Below are 21,612 nucleotides of genomic sequence, written 5' to 3' on the forward strand. Positions count from 1 at the left end.
GATGGGACGACGCGTACGATACCGTCGAACCAGCGCTCAGAACGGCGTGTAATCCCCGCCATCCGTGATCGTGTCGAGCGCCCGCTCGATCGACGTCACGGCATCCAGCACCATCTGCACCGTGCGCTCGGCCTCGGTGCGCGGCCGGCCAAGGGCGGCGGCGCGGGCGCCGATGTCGTGCAGCTGCTCGGCGATCGTCACCAGGTCGGAGACGACCGACGCGGTGGCGCGGGCGGCGGCATCGGGCGCCGGACGCGGGCGCAGCAGGGGAACGACGTTGCTCATCGGGCCGGACTCTCGCGCAAAGCTCGGGACTCCGCCAGCCGGAGAATCGCAGCCCTCCACACATTCCGCACGGCGCGGCGCGGGAGGCACAGGGGAGGGGCTTTACCGCCGTCGCCGCCCCCGGCGCCTTGACGGGGGGACGGGAGCCGGGCACCCCGGCTGGACTGTCAGATCCAAAACGCCCTCGATTCGACATCCGCGAGTCGGCAGGCCCGAACGTCAGGACCCTCCATGCGCTTCCTTCATGCCGCCGCGGCGTTCACCCTCGCCTGCCTCGCCGCCGCCTGCACCAGCAGCGGCGACCCGCGCGGCACCGGCCTCGCCGAGAGTTTCGACACCAAGAACTACGTGCGCTCGAACGACACCAACGGGACCCAGCGCCGGCCCGACGTGAACCGCGTCTTCACCCAGCCGTCGATCCCGAGCATCTCGAACCGCGGCTTCTGACCCCGTCATCCGGCGGCGAAAGCACCGCAAGATCGCGTCGTGACACGGGATATGACAGTGGCCCGACGCCTGCCGGTCATCGGACTTTCCCAGCCTCAACCTCATCCTGATACCAACGGTCGTTGGAAACGACCTTTGGTTCCGCTCTCGAATTTTCGCCAAGCCTCTGGCTTGAAATCGAAAATTCGAGATGGATCAATGGCCCGATGCGTCAGCATCTTGGGCCATTGGTATGAGGTGTCAGTCGATCAAAGATCGACTGACCTCGAAGGAGGGCTCCAGATGCCACGGCAATTCCTGGAGGCCTCCTTCGAGGCTCAGCGATCTCCGATCGCCCGCACCTCAGGATGAGGTCGCGGGTGGGACGGGCCGGAGCCCGTAGGTGAACGGTCCTGTCGTGCACCGTGACGTTGCAGCCGGCATTCGCTCCAATCAGACATTACTCGAGCGCCGCCGGCCTCCCGTCAGCGCCCGCGGAACAGCGGATGCTCGACCTTGTCGCCCGGATGCAGACCGAGGCGCGCGGCGGTGCCGGCATTGAGCTCGAGCACGCCGAGCACCGGCTCGCCGGAGGTGATGGTGCGGGTCGAGAGCGGCTCGGTATCGGCGGCGATGCGCGCCACCGTGCCGTCGGCGCGGATGAACAGCATGTCGAGCGGCAGGTAGGTGTTCTTCATCCACATCGCGACCGGCTCGGTGCGTTCGAAGTCGAACAGCATGCCGCGGTCGGGCGCCATGGAGCGGCGGAACATCAGCCCCTGGGCGCGCCCGGCATCGTCGCGCATCACCTCGACCTGGAAGGTGTGGCGGCCGTTGCGGGAGGCGATGGTCAGCGGCTCGAACGGACCGTCGGCGAGAACCGCCGAAGGCAGGAGCAGGAGGATGAGGGCGGCGAGGAGCCGGCGGGGGGAGGCCACCAGGGCCGAGGCCGCGAGGGGCCGTGCGAAGCGGAGCGACATGAGGGTGAGCTAGCGCATTCCGCCGCGAAAGGGATGGGGGCTCGGCGACCGGAAACACAGGCGAATCGAAAATGCCGCGCCGCCCGCCTGGCGGCGCACGGCGTGGTGCCAGGCGCTCAGTGCGACGAGGGCGGCCCCGCCCCCACGCTCGCCTCGCTCAGGAGGCGGACCTCGGCGGCCATCAGGCCCTTCGAGCCGTCGCCGTAGCGCACCATGACGTGCTCGCCGGGCTTCAGCTCGGCGATGCCGTAGCGGCGCAGGGTCTCCATGTGGACGAAGATGTCCGGCGTGCCGTCGCCGCGGCTGAGGAAGCCGAAGCCGCGCAGGCGGTTGAACCACTTCACCACCGCGGTCTCCAGGCCGCTGGTCGGCACCACGGTGACGTGGGTGCGCGGCATCGGCAGCTCGGCCGGATGGGTCGCCGTCGACTGGTCGAGGGAGATCACCCGGAAGGCCTGCCAGCCGCGGGGGCGCTGCACCGCCTCGACCACGATCCGCGCGCCCTCGCTGGCGCTCTGGTGGCCGTCGCGGCGCAGGCAGGTGACGTGGAGCAGGACGTCGGCTGCGCCGCTATCCGGCACGATGAAACCGAAGCCCTTCGCCACGTCGAACCACTTGATGCGGCCGCTCACCTCGACGAGTTCGGTCGGGCGTTCCACCGCCGCGTCGAGCACGGGTTTGGTGTCGCGCGCGCCGTCCCCGAACGCACCCGCTGGCCGTTCCCAGGCGTGGCCTGAACCGAACTCGTCCGACATCGTAAGCAACCCACTCGAATCGCGTCGCGCGCTTCACCGGCAGATTAACAAAGTCATGACTCCGGGGAAGCCCAAATCGGCCGAGTTGAGACGGAGAAGGGGTGATGTCCTCGCCGGATTCGCCCGGCCGGCGGGCATTCTGCAATCCGGTGAGGCAAGTTTCCGGAGTCGCGCGCGAGGATTGCGGCACCGACTAAAATCCTACACCCGCTCCTGCGCGTTTTCGTCGCAGGGGCGGACGGGGATGCCGGCCGCGATCCGGCTCGGCTATGAGCACGCCGGCACATGCCGCTTCGGAGACGCCGCGATTCAGACCTCGATTCCCTCCGCTCCGCCCCCTGCCGCCCCGCCCCTTGCCGCCGCGCCGGTCCGGCGCCTCGCCGTCATCGACCTCGCCCGCGGCGTCGCGCTCCTGGCGATGGCGCTCTATCACCTGACCTGGGACCTCGGTTTCCTGCGGCTGACGCCCGAGAATGCCGCCCTGTCGTCGGTCGGGAAGGCGTCGGCGCACGGCATCGCCGGCAGCTTCCTGGTGCTGGTCGGGATCAGCCTCGTTCTGGCAAGGGGCCGGAGAGCCGGGTGGTGGCGCCCCTACCTGGCGCGCCTCGGTCGCATCGCCCTGGCGGCGGTCGCCATCTCGCTCGCCACCTTCTTCCTGTTCCCTGATTCGTGGATCTTCTTCGGCATCCTGCACTGCATCGCCCTGTCGAGCGTGCTGGCCCTGCCGGCGCTCGTGGCGCCGCTGCCGCTGGTCGCGCTCGCCGCTGCTCTCGTCTTCGCCGGCCCGACGCTGGCGGGCCTCACGGGCACACCGGCCGTCCTCGACGCGCCGGGGCTGTACTTCCTCGGGCTCGGCGCCGTCGTGCCGACGACGAACGACTACGTGCCGCTGTTTCCCTGGTTCGGTTTCGTGCTGGCGGGGGTGGGGCTCGGCCGGCTCGCCCTGCCGCGCCTCGCGGCGTCGCGGATCGGAGCCTGGGCGCCGCGCAGCCGGATCGGGCGGCTCGCCACGGGAGCCGGGCGGCACAGCCTCGCGGTCTATCTCGTGCACCAGCCGCTGCTGCTCGGGCTGCTCTACGGGGTCGCGTCGGTGAGCGGGCCGCATCCCCGGGCGGGACAGGCGCAGTTCCTGCGCGAGTACCGGGCCAATTGCGCGGAGGCCGGCGGCGGCACGGCGACCTGCCGGGTGGCGGCGCGCTGCGTGCTGGGGCGCCTGCGCGACGAGGGCCTGTGGCGGGCAGGCGGCGACTTCACGGGCGAGGAGCAGGCCCGGGCGATCGCGGTGTCGCGGACCTGCTTCAGGGAGGCGGGCGGGGGTTGAGCCCCGCCCGATATCGATCAGTCCTTGGCGCGCTCGACGTAGGCGCCGTCCGCCGTCATGACGACGATGCGGGTGCCGGTGCCGATATGCGGCGGCACCAGGGTGCGGATGCCGTTCGAGAGCGTGGCGGGCTTGTAGGACGAGGACGCGGTCTGGCCCTTGGTGACCGGCTCGGTATCCGTCACCTCGAGGGTGACGCGCTGGGGCAGCTCGAGGGCCAGCGGCACGCCGTTATGGGTCGAGAGCATCACCGCCATGCCCTCCTGGAGGTAGGCGGCCTGGTCGCCGATCACGTCCTGCGGCACGGCGATCTGCTCGTAGGATTCCGGGTTCATGAAGTGGAACCCCTCGCCGTCGCTGTACAGGAAGGTGTGCTCCCGGTCCTCGACATAGGCGCGCTCGACCTGCTCGGTGGTGCGGTAGCGCTCCGAGACCTTCACGCCGTCGGTGATCCGGCGCATGTCGAGCTGGGTGACCGGGGTACCCTTGCCGGGATGGATGTTCTCGGCGGAGAGGATCACGTAGAGCCGGCCGTCCTTGTCGACGACGTTGCCTTTGCGGAGTGAGCTGGCGATGACCTTCGGCACGGGGCGAATCCTGGACTGGAAGCGTTGACAGAGAGCGGCGGCGTCCGCCAAGCCGCGGGCGTCGCGCGCCGCGCCGGCAGAGGATGCCTTCGGCCCGCCCTATCGCATCTCAGGCGCCACCGCCAGTCGCCCGCCACTCGATGATAGCCGACCCATGACCTCCGCTTCGCCCTGGTGGGCCCCTCACGTCCATGCCGACCGTCGGCCGCGGCTCCTGGCCCGCAACCGCATCGCCGCCGCCCTGCGGGCGTGGTTTTCGGCCCGCGACTTCGTCGAGGTCGAGGCCGCGATCCTCCAGGTCTCGCCCGGCAACGAGGCGCATCTCTCGGCCTTTTCCACCACGGCGATCGGGCCCGACGGGGCGGAACACCCGCTCTATCTCCACACCTCTCCGGAATTCGCCTGCAAGAAGCTGCTGGCGGCGGGCGAGGCGCGGCTGTTCAGTCTCGGCCCGGTCTACCGCAACCGCGAGCGCGGGGCGCTGCACCACCCGGAATTCACCATGCTCGAATGGTACCGGGCGGGCGAGACCTATGACGGCCTGATGCGGGACTGCGCCGCTATCTTGCGCCTCGCCGCCGAGACGGCCGGCACCACGATCTTCACCTGTCGCGGGATCGAGGCCGATCCCTTCGCCGAGCCGGAGCGGCTCACCGTGGCGGAGGCCTTCCGGCGCCATGCCGGCATCGACCTGCTCGCGACGGTGGCGCCGGATGCGGGCACCGACCGGCCGGCGCTCGCCGCGGCTCTGCACGAGGCCGGCATCCGCACCGCGCCCGATGACACCTGGGCCGACCTGTTCAGCCGGGTGATGGTCGAGCGGGTCGAGCCGGCCCTCGGCCGCGGCCGGGCGACGATCCTGTGCGAGTATCCGATTCCCGAGGCGGCGCTGGCCCGGCCGAGCCCGGCCGATCCGCGGGTGGCGGAGCGGTTCGAGCTCTATGCGTGCGGCGTCGAGCTCGCCAACGCCTTCGGCGAACTGACCGATCCGGCCGAGCAGCGCCGGCGCTTCACCGCCGAGATGCACGAGAAGGAGCGCGTCTACGGCGAGCGCTACCCCCTCGACGAGGATTTTTTGAGTGCTCTCGGGCAGATGCCGGAGGCGAGCGGCATCGCGCTCGGCTTCGACCGGCTCGTCATGCTGGCGACCGGCGCCCGCCGGATCGAGGACGTGATCTGGACGCCGATGGCCGAGTATTCCCAGTCCGAGGGACCACGGTGAGCGGGGCGATCCGCAACGCGGGCGATCTCGCGGCGCGCGGGCTGGTGCCGGCGCAGCGCCTGCCGGCGCTCGAACGGGTGGCGGCGCGCTACGCGGTGTCGATCACCCCGGAGGTGGCCGAGCTGATCGGGGACCCCAACGACGGCATCGGCCGGCAATTCGTGCCGCGGGCCGAGGAGCTGGTCACGACCCCGGAGGAGCGGGCCGACCCGATCGGCGACGAGGCCCATGCGCCGGTCCCCGGCATCGTCCACCGCTATCCCGACCGGGTGCTCCTGAAGCCCCTCCATGTCTGCCCGGTCTATTGCCGCTTCTGCTTCCGCCGCGAGGTGGTGGGGCCGGACGGGCAGGGCAGCCTCACCGAGGCCGAGCTCGATGCGGCCCTGGCCTACATCGCCGCCCGGCCGGAGATCTGGGAGGTGGTGGTGACCGGGGGCGATCCGCTGGTGCTCTCGCCCCGGCGCCTCGGCCGCATCGCATCGGCGCTGAAGGACATCCCGCATGTCCGGGTGCTGCGGCTCCATACCCGCGTGCCGGTGGTCGATCCGGCCCGGGTCGATGCGGCGCTGATCGCGGCGCTCAAGTCGTTCGAGGGCGCGGTGTTCGTCGCGCTCCATGCCAACCACCCGCGGGAATTTTTCGACGACGCCCGCGCGGCCATCGCGCGGCTCGTCGATGCCGGGATCCCGATGGTGAGCCAGTCGGTGCTACTCGCTGGCGTCAACGACGATCCCGACACGCTGGCCGCCCTGATGCGGGCCTTCGTCGAGAACCGGATCAAGCCCTATTACCTGCATCACGGCGACCTCGCCCCGGGCACCGGCCACCTGCGCACCACCCTCGATCACGGCCGGGACCTGATGCGTGCCTTGCGCGGCCGGCTGTCCGGGCTGGCGCAGCCGACCTACGTCCTCGACATCCCGGGCGGATACGGCAAGGTGCCGGTCGGACCGGGCTATCTGGCGGGAGGGCCCGTCGGCTGGACCGTCACCGACCCGACGGGCGCGACCCACGCCTACCCGCCGAGATCTGAGGAGGACACGCCATGCGCAGGCTCTGGGGACGGCTGAGTTCCGTCAACGTGCAGAAGGCGGTGTGGGGGCTCGAAGAGCTGGGTCTCGCTTACGAGCGCATCGAGGCCGGCGGCGCCTTCGGGCGGGTGCGGGATCCGGACTACGTCTCTCTCAATCCCAACAGCCTCGTGCCGGTCATGGAGGAGGACGGCTTCATCCTCTGGGAATCGAACGCGATCCTGCGCTACCTCGCCCGCGGCCACGGTCTCGGCGGGTTGTGGCCGGAGCATCCCCAGGCGGAGGCCCTCGTCGACCAATGGCTCGACTGGCAGGCGACCCGCTTCACGCCCGCGACCCGGGATGCGTTCTGGCAGACCGTGCGTACCCCGCCGGAGAAGCGCGACCAGGCGGTGATCGACCGCTCGGTCGCGGCCTCCGAGGAATGCGCGGCAATCCTCGACGGGCACCTGATGGGCCGCGCCTACGCGGTCGGCGACCATTTCACCGTGGCCGACATCGCGCTCGGCGCCGCGGCGCATCGCTGGCTCCACCTCGACGTGCCGCGCATCGAGCGGCCGGCCCTGCGGGCCTGGTACGAGCGCATCCGGGCCCGGCCCGCCGCCGGCGTGGCGCTGCCGCCCTTGAGCTGAGCCATAGGGCCATGCACCCATGGCGTGGCCGGCCGCCGCCGGATCGGCTACGTCTCGACCCGTCCTTTTCCTCTACGCCCCCGAAGGCCCGATGCCGCTCGACAAGACCCTCCTCGACGCCCTGCAGGCCGTCACCACCGCCACCCTCACCACGGTGCTCCTGAAGAAGGGCATCCGCCGCTGCTGGATGCGCGGGCCGATGCCGCGCTTTGCCGCCGGGCAGCGGGTGGTCGGCCCGGCCTTCACCTTGCGCTTCGTGCCGGCCCGCGAGGATCTGGCGACGCCGGAATCCTGGTCGAGCCCGACCTCGACCCGCGCGGCGATCGAGGCGATGCCCGAGGGCTGCATCGCGGTGGTCGACGCGATGGGGATTCAGGATGCCGGCATCTTCGGCGACATCCTGTGCGCGCGGATGAAGAAGCGCGGCGTCGCGGCGCTGATCACCGACGGCGTCGTGCGCGACGGCGAGGGCGTCGACGGCACCGGCCTGCCGGTCTGGTGCTCGGGCGTCGCGGCGCCGGCCTCGGTGGCGGGCCTCACCTTCGTCGGCTGGGGCGAGCCGGTCGGCTGCGGCGGCGTCGCGGTCTATCCCGACGACATCGTGGTGGCCGACGGCGACGGCGCGGTGCTGATCCCGGCGGCGCTCGCCGAGGAAGTGGCGCTCGCCGCCGTCGAGCAGGAGCGCCTCGAACTCTGGATCATGCGCGAGGTCGACAAGGGGTTGGCCCTGCCGGGCCTCTACCCGCCGAATGCCGAGACCCGCGCCCGCTACGAGGCCGAGACGAACAAGGGCTGAGCCACGCCTGGGCCGGGACGATCCCGGTGTTCTTCGTGCTCTCGAAGGTGCTGTGGTTTCTCGCAGCGCCTTCGAACCTGCTCCTGCTCCTGGTCCTCGCCGGGGCAGGGCTCGCGGGTTCACGACTCGCCTTGCGCTGGCGGCGCCTCGGCCTCGGTCTCGCCGCCGCGTCCGGCCTCGTCCTCCTCGTCGGCGGCGTCTCGCCGCTGGCCTCCCTGGTCTTCGGCCCGCTGGAGAACCGCTTCCCGGAGTTCCGCGACGACGGCACGCCGGTCACCGGCATCGTGGTGCTCGGCGGCGCGGTCGAGACCGGGCTGTCGGCCGCCCGCGGCCAGCTCGTCGTCAACGATGCCGGCGAGCGCATGATCGCGCTCGGCGACCTCGCGCGGCGATACCCGTCGGCCACCCTGGTCTTCGCCGGCGGCTCCGGCCGGCTCACCGGCGACGGCGCGATGTCCGAATCGGAGATCGTGCGCCGACACGCCGCGTCGCTCGGCGTGTCGCCGGAGCGGATCACCTACGACGACCGCTCCCGCAACACCCGCGAGAACGCCGCCTTCAGCGCCGAACTGGTCAAGCCGAAGCCCGGCGAGCGTTGGCTCCTCGTCACCTCGGCCTGGCACATGCCGCGGGCGATGGGCTGCTTCCGCCGCGCCGGCTTCACGGTGACGGCCTATCCGGTCGATTACCGCACCGGGCCGGGTGCCGTCGGGCTCCATTCCACGGCCGGCGACGGCCTGTTCGAACTGGACGTCGCGGTGCGCGAATGGCTCGGCCTCGTGGCGTACCGGGCCTCGGGCTACACCGAGTCGGTGTTTCCGGGGCCCTGATCCGCCGAGCGCGGCAACGACAGCCGGTAGACCCCGCGAAAATCGTCCGGATCCGCCACCACCTTGCCCTTGCGCAGGATGGCGATCCGGCCCTGCTTCATCAGGCGCACCGCCTGGCGGCGGACCGGCTGCATCAGCGGGCCCCAGCCGTCCGGGTGGGGCCCGCCCAGCGCCCGGGCCACCTCGGAGGGGCAGACGGTCTTGTCGGCCCCGCGATCGGTGACGAGGCGCACCAGGGTGAGTTCGATCTCGTAATCGTCAGGGATCATCGTAATCCTGCAGGGCCCGGCGGGCGTCGGAGGCGAATTGGCGCTGCCACATCACGGTGAGCACCATCGCCGTGGTGGCAAACAGCACGTAGGCGCTGACGAACCACCCGAGATAGGCCAGCGCGAAGAAGAACGCACGCTGCCCGCGGTTGAAATGGCCGCCCGCCACCACGTTCATGGCCGCCGCCCGCCGCGCCGCCCGCTCGATCCGGACCGGATCGCCGTCGCGCGGCGGCACCGCGCCGATCAGGATCGCGCCGTAGTTGAACAGCCGGTAGGCCCAGGCGAACTTGAAGAAGGCGTAGACGAAGATCAGGGCGAGGCCCGCCACCTTGATCTCCCACACCGCCCGGGTCATCGGCGCGCCGAAGGGCAGGGTGGAGAACAGCGTCAGGGCATCGTCGGCGGAGCGCGACAGGGTGAGCGCGCTGCCCAAGGCGATCAGCGCCGTCGAGGCGAAGAAGGCGGTGCCGTTCTGGAGCGAGGCGTTGATGGTGGTGTCGACCACCCGGTTCTCGCGCACGATCTGCTGGTCGGCCCAGGCGTGGCGGTAGCGGTTCATCATGCCGTTGAGGCTGCGCTTGCCGCCCGACAGATGCTCGACCGCGTAGGAATAGCCCCACCATGCCGAGAGGAAGCAGAGCAGGGCCGCGAGGTCGAGGAGCGAGAAACTGCTGCCCAGATCCGGATGCATGCCGGGCCCCGTCAGGCGGTCGGCAGGATCTGCACGCCGCGCGTGCCGGCAGGGCCCGCGGCCTCGCGCTCGCCGACCGTCAGCTCCTCCACCCTGGCGCCGGGCGGGCCCTGTCTGCAGGCCTCGATCACCGCCGCGACGGCATCGACCGGCCCGGCGAGATGCGCTTCCACGCTGCCGTCGTGCCGGTTGCGCACGGTGCCGGAGAGGCCGCGCGCCTCCGCCACGCCCTTGGTCCAGGCCCGGTAGCCGACGCCCTGGACCCGGCCCCGGACGATGATCTCCACGCTGCGGTGTCCGCTCACCAAAGTCCGCTCCCCGCACATGCCGCCGGGGCGGGCTCTAGAGCATTTCCAGGTCTTAGGGGAGAGTCTTCACGACGTGGGCCGTCAGGCGCTCGCCGCCACCAGCGGGCGGACCGAGACGTTCGTGCGCAGCGCGGGCGCCCGGAAGCGCACGAGGTCGGCGAGCGGCACGAAGGCGTCCGGCGCGGCGCCGCCGACCCGGGTGCCGAAGCCCAGCGCGAAGGAGAGGGTGAGCTTGCGGTCGGGCGCGATGCCGAAGGCGTCGAGCGCGGCGGCGAACGCCTCGCGGAAGCTGCGCACGCCGCACCAGCTCTTCTCCGAGAGGTGGAGCGGCCATTCCCAATGGCCGTCCGGCCGCCGGGCGTTCAGGGTGTCGCGGTCGATGAAGTAGCCGGTCTCCCGGTGCTCCAGGCCCTCCGCGTGGAGGCGCCAGTCCCGGTTCTCGAACAGCGGGGCGGAATCGGCCGCGTCGTCGTCCAGACGGGTGGTCGCCATGCGGGTCTCCCATGGTTCCACTGCGACGCCGCGCCGCCTCCCGGACCGGCCCGCCGCATGGAACATTTAAGGAACACTGGGCTGATTTGCACAGGTCGTCAACAGGGATCGACGAAGATTTCTCGACTGCCGGCGCGTTGCCAAACCGCGCTCCGGATGCCACCTGAATCCGGTGATGACGGGGAGACAGATGGAGCGCAGCCGCAAGGGGCAGGATGCGGGTTCGCGGGAGCCGGGCCCCGATCTCGAGGCCCTGCGCCGCCTCGAGGCGTTGCAGCCGGCCTATGAGCGCCTGCGCGCCGACCGGATCCGGGCCGAGAGCGACGTCGAGCGCCTGACCGCGGAACTCGCCGCCGCCCGGGCCCAGGCCCGCGAGGAGCTGGGCACCGACGACGAGGCCGAGATCCGCCGGATGATCGAGGAGGCCCGGGCCGAGAATGCCCGCCGGGTCGAGGCCTTCGCGCAATCCCTGCGCGCGGTCCAGGACCGCCTCGACGCCCTCGATGCGGGCCGCTGAGACGCGCCCGTGACCCCTGCCGAGATCCAGGACGCGCTGACCCGCGCCGACCGCCGGCTCGCCCGCCTGGAGGCGACCCGCGACGGCGACCGGAAGAACCTCGCGGAGCGCACGCGGCTCGTCGCCGCCGGCAAGGGCCGGCTCGCCCAGCGCGACGCGGTCGATACCTACCTGCGCGAGTTGCAGCAGGACGCCAACCGGCGCAGCGTCGCGACCTTCGAGACCCTGCTCACCGCCCTGGTCCAGGAGGTCCTGCCCGGCGAGAAGCCGGTGCGCCTCGACCTCACCACCGAGCGCGGCCTGCCGGCCCTCGATATCGGGGTCGAGCGCCCGGATGGCGGGCGCGAGGACGTGCTGGAGGACAATGGCGGCGCGATGACCAACGTGGTCGGGATGGCGCTGCGCCTGATCGCGGTGGTCAAGGCCGGCGTCGGCCGCTTCCTCGCCCTTGACGAGGCCGATTGCTGGATCGCGCCCGACCGCGTGCCGGCCTTCTACCGGGTGCTCGACGACGGCGCCGCCCGGCTCGGGGTGCAATGCCTGGCGATCTCCCACCACGACGTGGCCGGGTTCGATGCCGGCCTCACCGTCAGCCGCATCGCCGGCCGGCCCGAGACGGGGGTGGCGATCGAGGGGCCGGCGGCGGCCTGCGCCGCCGAGTGGTCTCCCGAGATGCGGGGCTTCCGCTTCATCCGCCTGGTCGACGTCCAGGGGTTTGCCGACGCGACCCTGCCGCTCGCGCCCGGGGTCAACGCGCTCGTCGGGCCGAACAACCACGGCAAGTCGACGGTGATCCGGGCGCTCCGCGCCGTGTTCTACGGCGAGGTGCGCGACAGCCTGGTGCGGGCCGGCGCGAATGCCGCGCGGGTCGAGATCGGCGTCGCCGGGGGGCGGGTGCTGCGCTACGTCCGCCAGCCCAAGCGCACGCCCGTCAACCTGTGGTCGCTGCACGAGGCGGACGGGGCGCTGGTGCAGGAGAGCGGCACCACCTTCGAGACCGGCGGGCGCGACGTGCCGGCATGGGTCGAGCGGCTGTTCGGCATCACCCGGGTCGAGGAACTGGACGTCCACGTCGCGCACCAGAAATTCCCGGTCTTCCTGCTCGGCGAGAAGCCGGCCCGGCGCTCGGCGGTCCTGTCGATCGGCCGCGAGGCCGGGCTGATCCGCGACATGCAGGCGCTCCAGCGCGAGCGCGTCACCGAGGACCAGCGCACGATCCGCGAGGGCGAGCGCGAGATCGCCCGCCTGCGCGAGAGCGTGGCCGCCCTCGACGGGCTCGACGCCCTGGCGGAGATCCTGCGCGGGCTGCACGATCAGGCCGGCGCTCTCGCCGAGGACGCGGCCCGCCTGCGCGATCGCACGGCCCTGACCGAGCGGCTCGCCCGCGCCTCCCGCCTCGCGACCGGCGCCGCCGCCCGCGCCCGCGCCCTGGCCGACCTGCCGGGGCCGGAGGTCGGGGCCGAGTTGGGGCGCCGCCTCGCCGAGGCGCGCAACCGGGCGGCCCTGGGCCGCCGGGTGATCGCCGCCGCCGCCGATCTCGCCGCCGCGCAGGGCAGGGGGGCGGCCTTGGCCGACCTGCCGCCGGACGCGCCGATTCCGCGGGAGACGGCGCAGGCCGCGGCCCATGCCGCCCGCTTGAGCCGCCTGGCCCGCGGCCTCGCCCAGGCGCAGGCGCGGGAAGCGACCCTGCGCGACCTGCCGGCGGCACCCTCGCCGGTGCTCCGCCGGGATGCCGCCGCGACCGGCCGGCGCCTCGCCGGGATCCGCGACCGCCTCGCCGAGGCCGAGGCCCGGGCGGCGGCGGCCCGCGACGGCCTCGCCGCGGCGGAGGCCGAGATGGCGGAGGTGCTGGCCTCGACCGGCGGGCGCTGCCCCGCCTGCGGCAATCCGGCTGCGCCGGCATCCCTTCTCGCCGGCCACCGCCACGGAAAGGCGGCATGATCCTCGGACGCGAGCGGCTCGACGCCGCGCCGGTGCCTTGCGCCGGTCTCCTCGTCATCGGCGATCCGCACGTCTCGTCGCGCCGCCCCGGCCGGCGCAAGGACCCGGACTGGCCGGCGCCGATTCTCGCCAAGCTCGAGCATTGCGTCGCCCTCGCCAACGACCGCGACCTCGCGCCCGTGCTCCTCGGCGATCTGTTCGAGCGGCCGGTGGAGCCGGACGAGAGCCTGAAGTCGCGCCTGATTCGCATCCTCAAGGCGTTCCGGCACCGGCCGCTGGCCAATGTCGGCAACCACGACATCCGCCACACCCGCCTCTCCGACGGCGACAGCCTGGCGATGCTGGCGGTGAGCGACGTCCTCGACGCGGTGCCGGAATCCGGTCCGGCGGCGCACTACCACATCGGTGGGCGCCTGATCGGCCTCGGCGCCACGCCGTTCGGGCAGGCGATCCCGACCGATGCGCGCGGGCTGTTTCCGGGATCCGACGCCGTCGTCTGGCTCACCCACCACGACCTCGCCTTCGGGGCGGGCTATCCCGGCGCGGTGCCGCCGGAGGCGATCCAAGGTTGCGCCCTGGCGCTGAACGGCCATGTCCACAAGCGCCACTCGGCCATACGGATCGGCGACACGCTGTGGGTCAATCCCGGCAACATCACCCGCGGCTCGGTCGACCTGATCGCCCATGTGCCGGCCGTCTTCGTGCTCTCGGGCGATCTCTCCCTCACCGAGGAGCGTCTGCCCTACACCGTGGACGTGTTCGACCTCACCGGCCGCCAGGTCGCCGCCGATGCCTCGCAAGAGGCGATCGGCCGGATCGAGAGCGCCTTCGTGTCCCTGCTCCAGGCCGAGACTACCACCGACCTCGCGCGCAGCGACGACGGCGCCCTGATCCGCGAGGAGATCGAGGCGAAGTTTTTTCGCGACGAGACCCCGGAGCCGGTGCGGGCGGCGATCCGTTCGCTGGTCGAGGCGGCGGTGGCGAAGCGGGGTGGTTGACGATCCGGGCAGTGCCCGGGCGCGGGACGCGAAAGGGTACGGCCCCTGATCCGAGCTGGAAGCAGGCTTCGGGGCCGGTCAGCCCGCGGTTGCCCTCGCCTCCATCGCCTGGGCGAAGTCGAGGTTGGTCGGCTCGGGGCGGACGCGGGCGAGCACCGTGGCGGCATCCTCGGGGGAGGCTTCGCGCAGGGCGAAACCGCCGGCCCAGGCCCGGCCGCTGCCGCGGAGGTAGAAGCCGAAATGCAAGGTCTCGGCTTCGGTCGGAACATCGAGCACGATGCGTCGGCTGGTCCAGCCTCGGGTACCTGTGAGCGGCCCGTCCGTCGCGCGCTCCTCCATGTTGTCGAACGCGACGGTCCGGCCGATCGCCGCATCGGCCCGCAGCCATAGGGTAGCGGCACCAGCGACGTCCCGAACCCGAAGGTCGGCGCTGAGGCAGACTCGTCGTCCGCGATAGGGAGCGGCCACGATGCTCTGCATCATCGTGGCGAACCCCTTCTCCATCGCCGCGTAGGCGGGATCGTCCTCGGCGTAGCGGCAGCGGATCAGCGCTGCCCGACCGTCCCCGTAAGGCATCGCGGGATCGATGCCCATGTCGTAGAGGTGCGGCTTCGAGCCGGAGACGATCCAGCCGGCCGGCTGCACCAGGGCGGCTTCCGGCCCCGGTTCCGCGGAAGCGGTGAGGCTTGCGGACAGGATGTTCCAGTTGTCGAGGCCGAACTGGCGGGCGACGATCTCCAGGCACTCGCCGTGGGACAGGGCCGAGCCCCGCCGGCCCAGTTCTTCGCGAAGGGCTTTCGCCATCGCCTTGGCATCGCGATAGGTGCGCATGATTCAATCCCTGCTCGCGGGCGAACCAGTGGGATCAGTGCCTGCCTTGCTGACCGGTTCGCCCGACGGACGGGAGAAGAACGGACGCGCCTCGCATGGATGCATTCACCGTACCCCGGACGGGGCGCAGGCGGCGGGCTGCATCGGCCCTGCCGCCATGAAACGGCAACTCAGGCCGCAACGTCAAGACGCTCAAAACCCGAACGGATCCGGATACGGCAACGCCCGCCGTCTGACCGGCGTCTCCGGCAGGATCGGGCGCCCGATATCCACCGCCACCAGCCCCTCGACGGCGAGTGCCAGCACCGCCGCGACGCCGTCCTGGGCGTTGATCGCCACGGCGGCGCATTCGACGAGGCGGCCGGTGCCGCATTCGTCGAGGTGGTGCAGGATCCGCACCCGGTCGCCGGCCGAGACGTGGGTGCGGCGGCAGGCCATGATGAGCCGCACCGTCGAGATGCGCGGCTCGGCCCTCAAGGTGGCGGCGCTCTCGATGAGAAAGCGGCGGCCATCCTCCGCCACGACCGGCTCTCCCGCCACGTAGGCCGTGCGGAAGGGATGCCGCCCGAGATCGCCCTCCGCCACCACGTCGACGAGGAGGCCGGGCTCGTCGGTGCGCGCCTGCTCGAAATCGGCGGCGTGCTCCACCGCCGTGTCGCCGAGGATCAGGCGAACCGGGGCGGGGGCGGCGCGCAGGCGCTCCACCGCCGGGTCGAGGGCCGCGATGGCGAGGAAATCCGCCACCAGGGCCGGGCGCGGCACCGCGGGCAGGAGGGCCGCGCCGCTGCGGCGAGGCGCAGTGCTCCGCACGGCGCTGCGGCGCTGGCCCGGGCGGTCGAGCAGGGTCGAGGCATCGAGGAGGGCGGGGGTGCTCATGCGGGGCTCCGGGCCACGGCCGGCGCCGACGCACCGACCTGCCAAAGTTCTAGGCGTCACTCTCTTTAGGAACATTTAGCGAACATACCCACCCCGGGCAACGCGGCGCAATCGTCGCCGTGACGGCGTGGCCGCTCCGGTGGGGGATCGTCTGCACGGGGCACCGAGCGGAGCAAGGGTGCGACAAGAAGATCATCCTCCGACGACGCTTCGTCTCGCCTCGATATCGCGAAAACGCTCGCGCATCCCTCCCTGGCGTGATAGAGAACAAATGTGGAACCGGCCGATTTCCCCGCCGTCCGGAGCCGCCGTCAGCAGGTGAGATCGATCGAGATGAGCGCAACCACGGACAAGCAGATCGCGGACATCCTCGCCACCTATGGCGAGCCGCTGGCCGGCAACGTCTGGCGCGTGCAGGGCACCGCCGTGATCTACCACAAGGCCCTGGAGCGGATCGCCGTACAGGCCCGCATCCGTTTCGACGCCCCGGTGATCGTGCGGGCCGAGCGGGACGAGGCGGTGATCCTGGTGACCGGCCACATGCCCGGCCCGAACGGCGACCGCACCGAGTGGTCGATCGGCGAAGCCCTGATCGGCGTGAACTATCGCGTCTCCGGCAAGCAGGCGGCCTACGTCTTCGCCATGGCGGAAAAGCGGGCCAAGGACCGGGTGATCCTCAAGCTCGCCGGCCTGCACGGCCTCCTCTATTCCGAGGACGAGGCCGACGAGTTCAAGGCGAGCCGGCCCGATCTCGTGGCGGCGAACCAGTCGCGCCGGCCCGAGACCGGGCGCGGGCCGCACGCATCCGAGGAATCCGACCGTGAGGCCGAGGCCGCGAACGATGCCGACGTCCAGCGCGAGGATGCGCCGCGCACCGACGCCGCCGCATCGGAAGCCGACCTGACCGCCCGCATCGACCAGGCACAGTCGATCAACGCGGTGACCGATCTGATGCTCGCCCCCGAGACGCAAGCGGCGCTCGCCGCGATGCCGCCGGGCCTGCGCGACGAGGTCCGCGAGCACGCCAAGGCTCGCCTCGTGGCCCTGGGCTGGCCGGCCCGCAGCAACGCCAAGTCCCGCAAGGCCGCGGTGGCGTGAACGGGAGATCGGGGTCGATCGAAGGGCCGTCCGCTCGCGCGGGCGGCCCTTTTTCTTGCCCAACTTCTTCGCGCCTGACCGGATCGTGACCGTGAACCACGGGCGTTCGCGCTTGCCCTGGCGCGCTCGGCCCGCATGATCGCGCCCCGGCGCGACAAGGCGCCAGGCATGGGAGGACCAGAATGGCGACGAGCGACGACGCGCGGACCGACGACCTCGAACAGCTCGACGGCCTGGTGATCCCGCCCTTCTCCCGGCGCGGCTTCGTGATGACGAGCCTGATGACCGGGCTGACGCTCGCCACCACCCGGGTCGAGGCGCAGGCGATCCACACCGACGAGGCCGGCATCGTCGCCGGCGAGGTGCGGATCCCGGTCGGCGACGGGCCGATGCCGGCCTACCGGGCGATGCCGCAGGGGGCCGGGCCGTTTCCGATCGTCCTCGTGGTCGAGGAGATCTTCGGGGTCCACGACTACATCAAGGACATCTGCCGGCGCCTCGCCAAGGCCGGCTACACCGCGGTGGCGCCGGAACTCTTCGCCCGCCAGGGCGATGTCTCGAAGATGACCGACGTGCAGGAGATCGTCCGCGAGGTGGTGTCGAAGACGCCGGACGCGCAGGTGATGGGCGACCTTGACGCCACCGCCGCCTGGGCCGCCGCCGAGGCGAAGGGCGATGCGGGCAAGCTCGGCATCACCGGCTGGTGCCGCGGCGGGCGCACCGTGTGGCTCTACGCCGCCCACAGCGCCAACCTGAAGGCGGGCGTCGCCTGGTACGGCAATTTCGGCGGCACCCGCACGGGCATCCAGCCGAAGACCGCCGCCGACGTGATCCCGGAAATCCGTGCGCCGATCCTCGGCCTCTACGGCGCCGCCGACACCGGCATCCCGGTCGCCGACGTCGAGAAGGCGCGCGAGGCGGCGAAGGCGGCGGGCAAGGAGGTCGAGATCGTGATCTTCCCGGACGCGCCGCACGGCTTCCACGCCGATTACCGGCCGAGCTACCGCAAGGGGCCGGCGGAGGACGGTTGGGGTCGGATGCTCGCGTGGTTCCGGAGCCACGGCGTCGCCTGATCGTCTCCCCGTGACGCGGCAAGCCTTGCATTGCCGCAACACCTCGGAAAGGATGAACAGAGGCCTCCGGGAGCTATGCAACCACTGGGCCGCAAGCTCGTTCCCTGCACATGACCGAGTCCAGCGCCGCCGCGAAGACCCAGCCCGTGATCCTGGTCGTCGAGGACGAACCGGAGGAGCGTTTCCTCGCGGCCACGCTGCTGGAGGAAACGGGCTTCCGCGTCATCGAGGCCGAGACCGCCGAGAAGGCGCTCGCCATCCTGCGCGAGCGGGGCGACGAGGTGAACGTCGTCTTCTCGGACGTGCGGACCCCGGGCCAGATCGGCGGGTTCGAGCTGGCGCGGATCATCGGCGTCACCTGGCCGCGGGTCCACGTGCTGCTCACGTCCGGCGATGCCGGCGACCAGCCGAGCGACCTGCGCATGTCGGCCACCTTCATCCCCAAGCCCTGGCGGGCCCTCGACATCCTCACCCTGGTCGAGCAGGCCGCCGGCTACCATACCGGCGGCGCCGCGAGCGACGCCCGCTAACCTTCACCTCACCTCGAAGATACCGTCGACCTCGACGCTCGCATCGGCCGGCAGGCTGGCGACGCCGATCGCCGTGCGGGCGTGGCGCCCGGCCTCGCCGAACAGCTCCGCCATAAGGTCCGAGGCGCCGTTGACGGCCTTCGGCACGTCGGGCCAGCCCTGCTCCACCTGCACGAAGCCGCCGAGGCGGTGGCAGCGCACGACCCGGTCGAGGTCGCCGTCGAGGGCGAGGCTCAGCGAGGCCAGCAGGTTCAGCGCGCAGATCCGTGCCGCCTCCTGCCCGGTCGCGATGTCGGTCACCGGCCCGGTGAACCGCACCTCGCCTTCCCATTCGCAGATCTGGCCCGCGAGCCACAGGGTCGTGCCGATGCGCGAGAACGGCAGGAAGGCGCCGCGCGGTTCGGGGACTCGCGGCAGCGCGAGGCCGAGGGCGGCGAGGCGACGGGCGGGCTCGCCGCGCAGGGTCGGGGGTTGCTTCATCGGGACCTCGCGGGGGATAGGTGAGTTTTCCGTGCCTGTTTGCTCATGGGCGACAACGTACGTTTCTCATCTTTCTCATCTTGCAGCCGCACCGTGAAAATCCCGGATCATACAGTTTTCCGATTGATCGCTTTGCGATGCGGAAAGCGGCTTCGCTCAGGCGCCGCGCGGGCTGGTGATCGGTACATGACACGGGCATGAATCCCGTCGGTAGGGGCCTCTCCCATCCACAACCTCATCCTGGGGTGTCGGCCCATCGAAGATGGGCTGACCGCGAAGGAGGGTTCCAGAAGTCTCCAAGATCCGTGGAGCCCTCCTTCGAGGCTCGACGATCTTCGATCGCCCGCACCTCAGGATGAGGTCGTGGGTGGGACAGGCGGGAGCCGCGGACCTGCCGTCCCGTCGCATCCTGCGTGCCTGAAGAGGAGCCCGCGCTTTCTCTCGCGCGGAGCGATCGAGCCGAACTCGATCAGTAGCGGTTTGCCCCCGGAATCGGCGGCGGTACGACGAAGACCCCGCTAGGCGGGGGCGGCGGCACGGTGCCCGGCCCGTAGGGCGGGGGACCGTAACGGTCATACGGCGAGGGGCCGTAGCGGTCGTAACGGTCCGCCCGGGAGCGATCGTCCCGCCAGCGCCCTTCCGCATCCCGGTGGCCGCGATCGTCGCGGTCGCGGCGGCGCGGCATGATCTCGTCGGGATCGCCGCGCTCGACCTCGCGGCGGTCGCGCCGGTCGAGATCCCGGGGACGGTCGTCGTCGCCGAAGCGCGGGCCGGGATCGCGGCGGCCGTCGTCGTACCGGTCGCCGCGCCGGGCGGTCGTGCGGTCGTCGTCCCATTGCGCCGCGGCGGGACAGGCGGAGAAGCCGGCGAGCAGGGCCGCGGCGAGCCAGACTCTCATCGGGAAACAGTCCTTCGAGCAGCGGATCGGCGAATCAGGCGACGGCCTGGTCGTCTCCCGCCGTGTATTCTCGCCACAGCAACACCAACGCCGCCATAACGGCCGGCCCCAGGAACAGGCCGAGGAGCCCGAAGCTCTCGACGCCGCCGAGGATGCCGAGCAGCACCCACAGGAACGGAAGGCGGGTCGCGCCGCCGATCAGGACCGGCCGGACGAAGTGATCGGCCACGAAGGTGACGACGAGGCCGGCCGCCGCCACGACGATCGCCGCCGTCACTCCTCCTTTCGCGGCGGCGAGCAGGGCCGCGAGGCCGAAGGCCACGGGCGCCCCGAACGGGATCATCGCGGCCAGCGCCGTGAAGGCGCCGAGCAGCACCGGATGCGGCACGCCGGCGAAGAAGTAGACCACGCCGAGCAGAAAGCCCTCGCCGAGGCCGACCAGCACCAGCCCGTCCACGGTGCCGTGGACCGAGGCCGCCATCTGCGTTGCCACCCGCTCGCCCCGCGGGCCGAACAGGCGGCGGGTCGCCGAAAGCCCCTGCGCGGCCAAAGCGGGCCCGTCGCGGAAGAGGAAGAACAGGGCGAGCAGCGTGAAGCCGAACAGCATCGCCCGGTGGACGATCTGGCTGCCGAAGGTGCGCCCGAACCCGACCAGCGACGAGTGGTTGATCGATTGGTCGACCCGCTTCAGGACCTCGGACGAGCCCTGCGGGTGGCTCAGGTTCTCCTGCCACCAGGCCGAGACTTGGGCGGCACCGAAGGGCAGGTGCGAGACGAAATCCGGCACGGGCCAGCCCTGTTCCTCGATCTGGCGCCAGAACGCGACCGCGTCGTGCGCCTCCCGCGCCGCCTGGATGGCGACGACGATCAGCGGCACCAGGATCACCAGGGCGACCGCGAGCGTCAGCACGGCCGGCCACAGGAGATTGTGCTTGCCGGGCCGCTTGATCCGCACCAGCCGCTCGCGCAGGGGCCACAGGGCGATCGCCAGGATCACCGCCCAGACCAGCGCCGGCAGGAAGGGATGCAGCACCCAGAGGCCCAGCGCCCCGAGCGCGATGACGAGCGCCGCACGGGCGAAGGCGGAGGTGCCGGCCGCGGGCGAGGGCGGGGCCGCCGGGGCGGGGCCGGGCCGGGGTCCGGTCGGGGGCTTCACGTGTTCCATGCCGGTTTCATCCTTCCCGCATGTCAAGCGGGCGCGTCGTCCGAGCTGACCTAGGGCAGGGGGCGCCTTGGGGCAGGGGGCGCCTTGGGGCAGGGGGCGCCTCGGGGCAGGGAGCGCGGTTGCCGGCCCGTCCCCCCTCGTGTATGCGGGCCCCTCGACCGGGCCCTGCCCGGCGGACCCTTTTCGGGGAGGCGGTTTCGTGGCCGGGGTGCGGGCGGTGCCCGGAGGTCGCGCCGTTCGAGCCAGACCTCAGCAGGAAGACGGCTGCACGTCCATGTCCGACACCTTCGACCGCGTCGCCACCATCATCGCCGACGTCGCCGACATCCCGCGCGAGAAGATCACGCCGGAGAGCCACGCCATCGACGATCTGGGCATCGACAGCCTGGCCTTCCTCGACATCGCCTTCGAGATCGACAAGTCCTTCGGGATCAAGCTGCCCCTCGAGCAGTGGACCCAGGAGGTCAACGAGGGCAAGGTTCCGGCCGAGCAGTACTTCGTGCTGAAGAACCTCTGCGAGCGCATCGACGGCCTGGTGGCCGAGAAGGCCGCCAAGGTCTGATCCGGGTTTAGGCGG

At 71.6% G+C, this 21,612-nt stretch carries 27 protein-coding genes; 14 read left to right on the plus strand and 13 right to left on the minus strand.

Features of this window, described 5'->3' with window-relative positions; all coding sequences use genetic code 11:
* Nucleotides 1–36 precede the first annotated feature (36 nt).
* Nucleotides 37–285 (minus strand): hypothetical protein, encoded by a 249-nt coding sequence (locus HBB12_RS15010; protein WP_099952958.1) that lies wholly within the window; start codon nt 283–285, stop codon nt 37–39.
* Nucleotides 286–516: 231 nt separating this feature from the next.
* On the opposite strand from HBB12_RS15010, the gene HBB12_RS15015 reads away from it, so the two are divergent.
* Nucleotides 517–732 carry a lipocalin/fatty-acid binding family protein gene (locus tag HBB12_RS15015; RefSeq protein WP_236990089.1) on the plus strand — a complete coding sequence of 72 codons (216 nt, stop codon included), beginning with the start codon at nt 517–519 and terminating at the stop codon, nt 730–732.
* Nucleotides 733–1,196: 464 nt separating this feature from the next.
* Here the strand turns inward: HBB12_RS15015 and HBB12_RS15020 are convergent, their stop codons facing one another.
* Nucleotides 1,197–1,691: a DUF192 domain-containing protein gene (locus HBB12_RS15020; RefSeq protein WP_236990090.1), complete on the minus strand. Its 495-nt coding sequence runs from the start codon at nt 1,689–1,691 to the stop codon at nt 1,197–1,199.
* Between the two features lie 116 nt (nt 1,692–1,807).
* Nucleotides 1,808–2,446 (minus strand): cold-shock protein, encoded by a 639-nt coding sequence (locus HBB12_RS15025; RefSeq protein WP_236990091.1) that lies wholly within the window; start codon nt 2,444–2,446, stop codon nt 1,808–1,810.
* A gap of 244 nt (nt 2,447–2,690) precedes the next feature.
* On the opposite strand from HBB12_RS15025, the gene HBB12_RS15030 reads away from it, so the two are divergent.
* Nucleotides 2,691–3,767, plus strand: coding sequence for an acetyltransferase domain-containing protein (locus HBB12_RS15030; RefSeq protein WP_442919266.1), 1,077 nt, complete (start codon nt 2,691–2,693; stop codon nt 3,765–3,767).
* Between the two features lie 17 nt (nt 3,768–3,784).
* Here the strand turns inward: HBB12_RS15030 and efp are convergent, their stop codons facing one another.
* A complete protein-coding gene (gene efp / locus HBB12_RS15035; RefSeq protein WP_236990092.1) occupies nt 3,785–4,354 on the minus strand; it encodes an elongation factor P in 570 nt (189 codons plus the stop codon).
* A gap of 154 nt (nt 4,355–4,508) precedes the next feature.
* Between efp and epmA the strand changes: the two genes are divergently transcribed.
* The 5 genes from epmA (at nt 4,509) to HBB12_RS15060 (ending at nt 8,865) form a co-directional block, all read left to right on the plus strand.
* Nucleotides 4,509–5,576, plus strand: coding sequence for an EF-P lysine aminoacylase EpmA (gene epmA / locus HBB12_RS15040; RefSeq protein WP_236990093.1), 1,068 nt, complete (start codon nt 4,509–4,511; stop codon nt 5,574–5,576).
* Nucleotides 5,573–6,646, plus strand: coding sequence for a lysine-2,3-aminomutase-like protein (locus HBB12_RS15045; protein WP_236990094.1), 1,074 nt, complete (start codon nt 5,573–5,575; stop codon nt 6,644–6,646). Before epmA ends, HBB12_RS15045 begins: the two co-directional genes overlap by 4 nt.
* A complete protein-coding gene (locus tag HBB12_RS15050) occupies nt 6,622–7,239 on the plus strand; it encodes a glutathione S-transferase family protein (protein ID WP_236990095.1) in 618 nt (205 codons plus the stop codon). Before HBB12_RS15045 ends, HBB12_RS15050 begins: the two co-directional genes overlap by 25 nt.
* Before the next feature lie 91 nt (nt 7,240–7,330).
* Entirely contained in the window at nt 7,331–8,035 is a 705-nt protein-coding gene (locus HBB12_RS15055) for a ribonuclease activity regulator RraA (RefSeq protein ID WP_236990096.1), read from the plus strand.
* A gap of 26 nt (nt 8,036–8,061) precedes the next feature.
* Nucleotides 8,062–8,865, plus strand: a complete 804-nt coding sequence (locus tag HBB12_RS15060; RefSeq protein WP_236990097.1) for a YdcF family protein — start codon at nt 8,062–8,064, stop codon at nt 8,863–8,865.
* Here HBB12_RS15060 and HBB12_RS15065 read toward each other — a convergent pair.
* The 4 genes from HBB12_RS15065 to HBB12_RS15080 form a co-directional block, all read right to left on the minus strand.
* Entirely contained in the window at nt 8,835–9,134 is a 300-nt protein-coding gene (locus tag HBB12_RS15065; RefSeq protein WP_442919267.1) for a DUF3253 domain-containing protein, read from the minus strand. The genes HBB12_RS15060 and HBB12_RS15065 overlap by 31 nt on opposite strands.
* On the minus strand, nt 9,124–9,828 hold the full coding sequence (locus HBB12_RS15070) for a DUF599 domain-containing protein (protein WP_236990098.1): 705 nt from the start codon (nt 9,826–9,828) through the stop codon (nt 9,124–9,126). The genes HBB12_RS15065 and HBB12_RS15070 overlap by 11 nt, the downstream gene beginning before the upstream one ends.
* 11 nt (nt 9,829–9,839) lie before the next feature.
* Complete coding sequence (locus HBB12_RS15075; RefSeq protein WP_236990099.1) at nt 9,840–10,133, minus strand: acylphosphatase; 294 nt, start codon at nt 10,131–10,133, stop codon at nt 9,840–9,842.
* A gap of 84 nt (nt 10,134–10,217) precedes the next feature.
* Nucleotides 10,218–10,628, minus strand: a complete 411-nt coding sequence (locus HBB12_RS15080; RefSeq protein ID WP_236990100.1) for a hypothetical protein — start codon at nt 10,626–10,628, stop codon at nt 10,218–10,220.
* Nucleotides 10,629–10,803: 175 nt separating this feature from the next.
* Between HBB12_RS15080 and HBB12_RS15085 the strand changes: the two genes are divergently transcribed.
* The 3 genes from HBB12_RS15085 to HBB12_RS15095 are packed head-to-tail and all read left to right on the plus strand — an operon-like array spanning nt 10,804 to nt 14,084.
* Nucleotides 10,804–11,145 carry a hypothetical protein gene (locus HBB12_RS15085; protein WP_236990101.1) on the plus strand — a complete coding sequence of 114 codons (342 nt, stop codon included), beginning with the start codon at nt 10,804–10,806 and terminating at the stop codon, nt 11,143–11,145.
* 9 nt (nt 11,146–11,154) lie between these two features.
* Nucleotides 11,155–13,086, plus strand: a complete 1,932-nt coding sequence (locus tag HBB12_RS15090) for an AAA family ATPase (protein WP_236990102.1) — start codon at nt 11,155–11,157, stop codon at nt 13,084–13,086.
* Nucleotides 13,083–14,084 carry a hypothetical protein gene (locus HBB12_RS15095; protein ID WP_236990103.1) on the plus strand — a complete coding sequence of 334 codons (1,002 nt, stop codon included), beginning with the start codon at nt 13,083–13,085 and terminating at the stop codon, nt 14,082–14,084. Before HBB12_RS15090 ends, HBB12_RS15095 begins: the two co-directional genes overlap by 4 nt.
* Before the next feature lie 78 nt (nt 14,085–14,162).
* Here the strand turns inward: HBB12_RS15095 and HBB12_RS34500 are convergent, their stop codons facing one another.
* Together HBB12_RS34500 and HBB12_RS15105 are read right to left on the minus strand one after the other, a co-directional pair.
* Nucleotides 14,163–14,915, minus strand: coding sequence for a glyoxalase superfamily protein (locus tag HBB12_RS34500; RefSeq protein ID WP_442919268.1), 753 nt, complete (start codon nt 14,913–14,915; stop codon nt 14,163–14,165).
* 192 nt (nt 14,916–15,107) lie between these two features.
* On the minus strand, nt 15,108–15,791 hold the full coding sequence (locus HBB12_RS15105) for a hypothetical protein (protein WP_236990104.1): 684 nt from the start codon (nt 15,789–15,791) through the stop codon (nt 15,108–15,110).
* 333 nt (nt 15,792–16,124) lie between these two features.
* Between HBB12_RS15105 and HBB12_RS15110 the strand changes: the two genes are divergently transcribed.
* The 3 genes from HBB12_RS15110 to HBB12_RS15120 all read left to right on the plus strand — a co-directional run bounded on the left by HBB12_RS15110 (nt 16,125) and on the right by HBB12_RS15120 (nt 18,492).
* Entirely contained in the window at nt 16,125–16,889 is a 765-nt protein-coding gene (locus HBB12_RS15110; RefSeq protein WP_236990105.1) for a trna delta -isopentenylpyrophosphate transferase, read from the plus strand.
* 182 nt (nt 16,890–17,071) lie between these two features.
* Nucleotides 17,072–17,962: a dienelactone hydrolase family protein gene (locus tag HBB12_RS15115; RefSeq protein WP_236990106.1), complete on the plus strand. Its 891-nt coding sequence runs from the start codon at nt 17,072–17,074 to the stop codon at nt 17,960–17,962.
* A 110-nt stretch (nt 17,963–18,072) separates the two neighbouring features.
* Nucleotides 18,073–18,492 (plus strand): response regulator, encoded by a 420-nt coding sequence (locus HBB12_RS15120; RefSeq protein WP_236990107.1) that lies wholly within the window; start codon nt 18,073–18,075, stop codon nt 18,490–18,492.
* Between the two features lie 3 nt (nt 18,493–18,495).
* Here the strand turns inward: HBB12_RS15120 and HBB12_RS15125 are convergent, their stop codons facing one another.
* The 3 genes from HBB12_RS15125 to HBB12_RS15135 form a co-directional block, all read right to left on the minus strand.
* Entirely contained in the window at nt 18,496–18,954 is a 459-nt protein-coding gene (locus tag HBB12_RS15125) for a RidA family protein (protein ID WP_442919363.1), read from the minus strand.
* A 487-nt stretch (nt 18,955–19,441) separates the two neighbouring features.
* A complete protein-coding gene (locus HBB12_RS15130; RefSeq protein WP_236990109.1) occupies nt 19,442–19,870 on the minus strand; it encodes a hypothetical protein in 429 nt (142 codons plus the stop codon).
* A 34-nt stretch (nt 19,871–19,904) separates the two neighbouring features.
* Nucleotides 19,905–21,026: an AI-2E family transporter gene (locus tag HBB12_RS15135; RefSeq protein WP_442919364.1), complete on the minus strand. Its 1,122-nt coding sequence runs from the start codon at nt 21,024–21,026 to the stop codon at nt 19,905–19,907.
* A gap of 283 nt (nt 21,027–21,309) precedes the next feature.
* Between HBB12_RS15135 and HBB12_RS15140 the strand changes: the two genes are divergently transcribed.
* A complete protein-coding gene (locus tag HBB12_RS15140; RefSeq protein ID WP_203156095.1) occupies nt 21,310–21,597 on the plus strand; it encodes an acyl carrier protein in 288 nt (95 codons plus the stop codon).
* The last annotated feature ends 15 nt before the right edge of the window (nt 21,598–21,612 follow it).

It is taken from the genome of Methylobacterium sp. SyP6R (genome assembly GCF_019216885.1).
In the GTDB taxonomy this organism is placed as follows: Bacteria; Pseudomonadota; Alphaproteobacteria; order Rhizobiales; family Beijerinckiaceae; genus Methylobacterium.